Annotated in this window: 4 protein-coding genes and 2 pseudogenes; 1 reads left to right on the top strand and 5 read right to left on the bottom strand. The window is 36.5% G+C overall.

From position 1 onward, the window contains the following. Positions 1 to 163: 163 nt before the first annotated feature. The 4 genes and pseudogenes from V7014_RS22230 to V7014_RS22245 form a co-directional block, all read right to left on the bottom strand. Positions 164 to 370, bottom strand: coding sequence for a hypothetical protein (locus tag V7014_RS22230; protein ID WP_335510436.1), 207 nt, complete (start codon positions 368 to 370; stop codon positions 164 to 166). A gap of 18 nt (positions 371 to 388) precedes the next feature. Continuing rightward, positions 389 to 961: pseudogene (locus V7014_RS22235) on the bottom strand (hypothetical protein). Between the two features lie 375 nt (positions 962 to 1,336). Further along, positions 1,337 to 2,767 (bottom strand): PQQ-dependent sugar dehydrogenase, encoded by a 1,431-nt coding sequence (locus V7014_RS22240; RefSeq protein WP_335510438.1) that lies wholly within the window; start codon positions 2,765 to 2,767, stop codon positions 1,337 to 1,339. A gap of 388 nt (positions 2,768 to 3,155) precedes the next feature. After that, positions 3,156 to 3,544: pseudogene (locus V7014_RS22245) on the bottom strand (thiamine pyrophosphate-dependent enzyme); the annotation flags it as partial. Between the two features lie 242 nt (positions 3,545 to 3,786). Between V7014_RS22245 and V7014_RS22250 the strand changes: the two are divergent. Continuing rightward, the gene (locus V7014_RS22250) at positions 3,787 to 5,364 is read left to right on the top strand and encodes an FAD-dependent oxidoreductase (protein WP_335510440.1); all 1,578 of its coding nucleotides are present in this window, start codon (positions 3,787 to 3,789) and stop codon (positions 5,362 to 5,364) included. Between the two features lie 139 nt (positions 5,365 to 5,503). Here the strand turns inward: V7014_RS22250 and V7014_RS22255 are convergent, their stop codons facing one another. After that, positions 5,504 to 5,647 carry a hypothetical protein gene (locus V7014_RS22255; RefSeq protein ID WP_335510442.1) on the bottom strand — a complete coding sequence of 48 codons (144 nt, stop codon included), beginning with the start codon at positions 5,645 to 5,647 and terminating at the stop codon, positions 5,504 to 5,506. Positions 5,648 to 5,819 lie beyond the last annotated feature (172 nt).

Raw genomic sequence — 5,819 nt, forward strand, 5'->3', positions numbered from 1 at the left:
TACTTCAATTTATTCATTGATTTTCAACAATCGAGCCATTTTATTGAATAAGTAATATTATGTTTCTATACAGCGAAAAATGTAGAATTGTACGGAATCTTTAGATCAATAATCAAAAAGAAAGGGGCGTAATGCTCCCCTTCTTTCTACGTTCTATTTGCTTTTAACCCTTCCAACATCCTTTTATCACTGCTTGTTGAAGCTCATAACTAAGTGCTGTTAGATTAGTTGCATCTTCAGCAACCGTATGAATGGAGCGTGCTTGTTCATCAACTGAAGCATTTACTTCCCCACAAGCTGCAGCAGTTTGTTGCGCCAACCCTGCCATAACTTGTATAGAATTTAGTACAAAGACTTTGTTGCTAGCCAAAAAGATATTACTCAACTGTTAAGGCAATGTCCGACACAATCTATTCATGAGTATTCTACAAAGTTCCGCGAAGATCCAGCAGTAAAGAAAACTCAATATAAATATCATTGAGATAACCTTTGAATCCATAGTTGTATCAACAGTAGGACCTAGCACTGGAAAACAGAATACATACAGAATCACCATAATACCCCAAAGTAGACATATTGATGAAAAGAAAACAACCACAATTCTCCTCTTCAGTTGTAAAAAGGCGAAACCTATCGCTATACCTAATAAACCTGTAGTAAAGGGAAAGATAATTAGTTCACTCGGCTGAATAATAAATAAAAGGAAAATCGTAAGGGTATAAGAGAAGATTCCTTGGCGGATAGAAAAGCAAGTAGCTAAAAAAATTGGTTATGTCGCTAGAAAACTAATCAGATAGCCTATACCAGGCATAAAGCCCCCCGCTGATTGAAACATAGTGGCAAATGTACTCAGTAAGGATAAAATAACTAACTTGTCTGTAAGGGACCTCTTTCTCAAATGAACATAGTTTCCATCTATCTCTATCATCGATTGATACCAATAACGAACAAATCGATTGATCAAATGCACCCCCTAAAAATATCCAATTCGTCACTTTCTATACTATTCATTCCCTTGTGTTTCATGAGTTATTTCCTGTTAGTAATCAATTGGAGGAATGAGAACTGTTCCTCCTTGAATATTTAAAAATAGAAGCTTTTTCTAGGGGGATTACGATGTATCGCACAGATACAATTAAAATAATTTTAATGCCAGAAGATATCTTGGTTCTATTAGGATATAAAATTGAAGTATTGTAAGGTATTTTTGAACAAACTTTATTACAATACTACAATTTACCCTATTCTGAAATTTCCTCCTACTTTGTCTTTACCATCATAAATTCAGTAAATATTGACAAATATTCTAACCGTCGAATTTTATAGTTATAAAAAATCATGGAACAATTTCAAAAACAGTTCCTTGGTTAAAATCAGTCGCTTTCATAGAACCATGAACCCCTAAATATAGTCTGGTTTGATCCAGATTCGTTCCCAAAGTAACATAATAAGCTGATTGCTCTCCAAAATTATAATCGGTTTCAATAACACTAAAATCGTTTAGTTTACAATCTGTACTTACCTTGGTATAAGCTAAAACCCCTCTAACCGGAGGTCGAGATTCTTCCTTCCGGGCAAGATCGGTAAACACAACGTTTCCCGTTAAATTTGGGATTCTATTCCCCATATATGGCTGGACTCCTGTAAGTGCAGTTCCTCCAAACTTATCGGGTCGAGGATCTTTATGAAAATAACTAGTTAAAGGCTGTAGACGCCTCACTGAAGTATTTACTGTGTCATTGTAATAAGCAATCGATTTCTCATCCAAAGTTGGATTTGCAGAACAGTCCCTTATAAACGAAGTAGGAAAAGCACCTTCCCACCCTCGCCAACCAAAGTTAATAATTCCTTCTTGGTCAGGTATAGATCTCATTAAAGAAGCTTGAATAAGCTGAGTAACCGGTATTGGTTTATAATGAACGAATGAAAAAATCGACTCTACCAAATCCTGTCCGACATTGCCCACATATTTGATAGTCTGATTATAAAACCTTTGAAATGAAATGCCTGTTGTATTGCGAACCCCTTTTGCAATTACCGTAAGCGTTTCCTGAATAGATGTGGGGAGTTCATTAAAACGTGTGACTACGGGTGGATCATAGATAAATGTATTCTTAACTACATCCATTTCAATTATTTTACCAGCTATCTCCATATTATCTTGACTTAAATTAAATGGATCATAACCTGATCCACCATCTCCAGTTGTTAAAATAAGTTTTCCGGTTTCAGGTGAAAAGTTTAAGCTATTGACACCATTATGATTAAAAAATGGTCTTCTTATGTTAAGTAATGTCCGTCTTTTTTGAGGTTGACCATTCGATTGTAAAATCCATTCTTCAACTGTATCAATATGATCATATTGAGTTTCTCTATTTATCCACCTTAGGTTTAAAGGTCTGGGATCACACGGTTTAGGCTTAAAAGATTCAGGAAGAGCCCCTGGACCTTGTGTTCCAGCAACTGAATAATGAAGATAAAACAAACCATTATAATAAAATTCTGGATGAAACGCTAGTCCTAATAATCCCCGTTCATCGTATCCACTACCAGAAACACCTTGTTCAGAACTACCTAATTTTAAGATTCGCGGGCGAATATCTAAAAAAGTCCTTATAACTCTGTTTCCTATGTAAAAGATCTCTCCTACCTGGGTAGCAATAAATAATCTTTCAATTGAGTCACCTGGAAGTATAGTTGTTTTCAAAACGGTAGGTAAATTTATCTTACTTACAATGGGTCGTAAACTAACCTTTACTTTTATCAACTAACTTTACACCCCTTTTTATTTTTTTATAAGAATATGATTAGAAATGTTCTATTAGTATCAAATTAGGGTCAGGGAATAGGGGAATTTTCCTTTTAATATTGCTCCATTTTTGGTATATTCCATGCGGATATTACAATAGATAACTAGAACTTTCAATTGAATATAAAAAAGCGTGTTTTGATCAATTTTTTCAAAACACACTTTTTCTATGTACTCCTTTATCAAGGTATTAAGTCAATTTAAACAACCTTTATCCCAAGGCTACAATTGTTTCAAAACGGGGAGAAGGGAGAGACTTAAAAATGCTAATTTTCTAAATGATCTTCTTTAAAGGTCTCCTTTAAAGATTAGAGTCATATTTCGGGAACATTCTTGTTAATCGGGACTATTTCTGATTGCGCTGCATTTCTTGCTTCACCATATAACTGTGCGGCCGTCGCATATTTTCAGGTGCGTCCATTGGATCCCCTGCGATCATTTCAATGATACAGAGCCTTTCGGTACTTTCCGTTTCAGCTTGGATTATAGCTAGATCAAGCTCTCCATAGGTCTGGACCGTAACGGTAAACGAGTTACCCCCAAAGGCTTCGGCCAGACGGGTGTAAGACCATTGAGGGATTTGGTTGTACTCTTGCCCCTCTGTTTTGACATTCAAATACTTCTCAATCGTATATCCATCGTTGTTCAAAACGAAGATTATAGGCTTGCAGCCATAATAGAGCATGGAACTGATTTCCTGGACTGTTAGCTGAGGGCGCCATCACCTGTAAACAAAAAACAATGTCCATCACAGGGAAAAAACACACTCCGAATTATTTACTTTTAAATTTTAAGAATGCATTGTTTCAGCTTGCGCAAGTATTTCATCTAAATTGATAAATCACTCAAAAGGCTAAAAAAAAATTAATCATTGTTATTGTGCACGATATAACAATTTGCTGTTTTCAAAACTCAAAGTTTATCCTTCTAATAAATGGAAATAATAAAACAATAAAACATTGGATGGAGGGTTTATAGTGACCAACAACGATAATTACAATGGAAAATTACCCCTTAACGCCGAATCTTATTGGGCAAACACTATTCATTTACCAGAATACCCCTGCCTGGAGAAGGACATGCAAGTCGATGTCATTATTGTAGGGGGCGGAATTACAGGCATTACTTCTGCCTATCTTTTGGTGAATGAAGGTCTGAAGGTCGCTATTATAGAAGCAGACAAATTACTGAACGGGACAACAGGACATACCTCAGCTAAAATCACTGCCCAGCACGATTTAATTTATGATGAACTGATCCAATATACCGGGAAAACTATGGCAAGATTGTATTACGAAGCGAACATCGATGCTTTAAAATTTATTCAAGAAACGATTAATAAACATCATATTGATTGTGATTTCACTCATCAAGATGCCTATGTGTATGCCACAACAGAGGAATATGCACTCAAACTGGAAAAAGAAGCAGAGGCCTATGAAGAACTTCGTATTGAAGGCAAACTGGTAAACAAACTTCCTTTCGATTTAGAAATACATAATGCGCTTGTTATGAAAAATCAGGCACAATTCCATCCACTCAAATATTTAGCTCATCTTACACAAATAATTACAGAAAAAGGCGGATACATCTTTGAAAATACGACAGCGATAAATATTGAGACTGGCGAAAAACCTGTGGTTCTTACTCGTGGAGGAGCTAGGGTTACAGGAAACATCGTTCTGGCCTGTTCTCATTTCCCTTTTTATGAAGGTGCAGGACTTTACTCTACAAGAATGCATGCAGACCGTTCCTATATTATTGCTGCTAAAACAAAGAAAGACTATCCGGGGGGCATGTATATTAGTGTAGATGAACCGAAACGATCTCTCCGTTGTGCAACAATTAATGGGGAAGAAATGATCCTTATCTCTGGAGAAAGTCATAAAACAGGACAAGGAGGAGACACACTAAAACATTACGAGGCCTTGGAAGTATTCGGACAACAAGTTTTCGGACTCGAACATATTGCATATCGGTGGTCAGCTCAAGATTTAATTACACTGGACAAGATTCCATACATCGGTGAAGTCACCTCTGGTCAAAAGAATGTATTAATTGCTACCGGATACAGGAAATGGGGTATGACAAACGGAACTGCAGCTGCGCTTTTATTCCGAGATATTATATTTGGAGAAAAGAACAAGTACCGGGAATTGTATACCCCTTCCCGCTTCCATATGAATCCAAGTCTGAAGAACTTCTTAGTTGAAAACACCAATGTTGTCGGTCACTTAATTAAAGGGAAATTAGAGATTCCTCAGAAATGTATCAATGATCTATCCAACGATGAAGGGGCTGTTATTGACATCGATGGGCATAGAAAAGGAGCTTATAGAGATGGAGAAGGTAAGCTTCATATTGTAGATACAACTTGTACTCACATCGGATGCGAAGTTGAATGGAACAATGGTGAACGTTCTTGGGATTGCCCGTGCCACGGTTCTCGCTTCTCTTATACAGGAGAAGTACTTGAGGGGCCTGCTGAAAAACCATTGCAAAAGTACGATTATAAAATGATAGATAATCTTACCTCAGAAGACTCTGGTTATTAACTGAAATTATGTAAGCAAAAACAGCCAAAACATATTTAGCTGTTTTTGCTTTCTTTTTTAAATTCCCTAACTATTTACGAATAGAACATTAAACTTCCCAGTTACTGTACTTAGAAAAAATATATGCGAAGATTCTTATTTAGAACCTCTGCGGAATTTGCTTAATGATTCCTTCTGTTAATGTATCATCCAACTTAATAATATGATCCTTACCTTTTTCAAAAGCAAGGATCTCAGCATCCCAGTCCTTTTTAAGTCTCACTACAACTTGACCTGTAAGCATTTATTAATATACATATAATAATTCTCTTAATCCCTCATACCATCTTGCCGGCTTGACATGGAGCTCTGCATGCATAATGAAAAGCGATAGAGCGAAACCTTTTTAAAATCAGGTATCGCCCGGCAGCCAAGCCTATCATGCCCGCCGCCTCTCCATGTAAAGCCTTTTGTAT

Source organism: Bacillus sp. JJ722, from assembly GCF_036963345.1.
Lineage (GTDB): Bacteria > Bacillota > Bacilli > Bacillales > DSM-1321 > Bacillus_AD.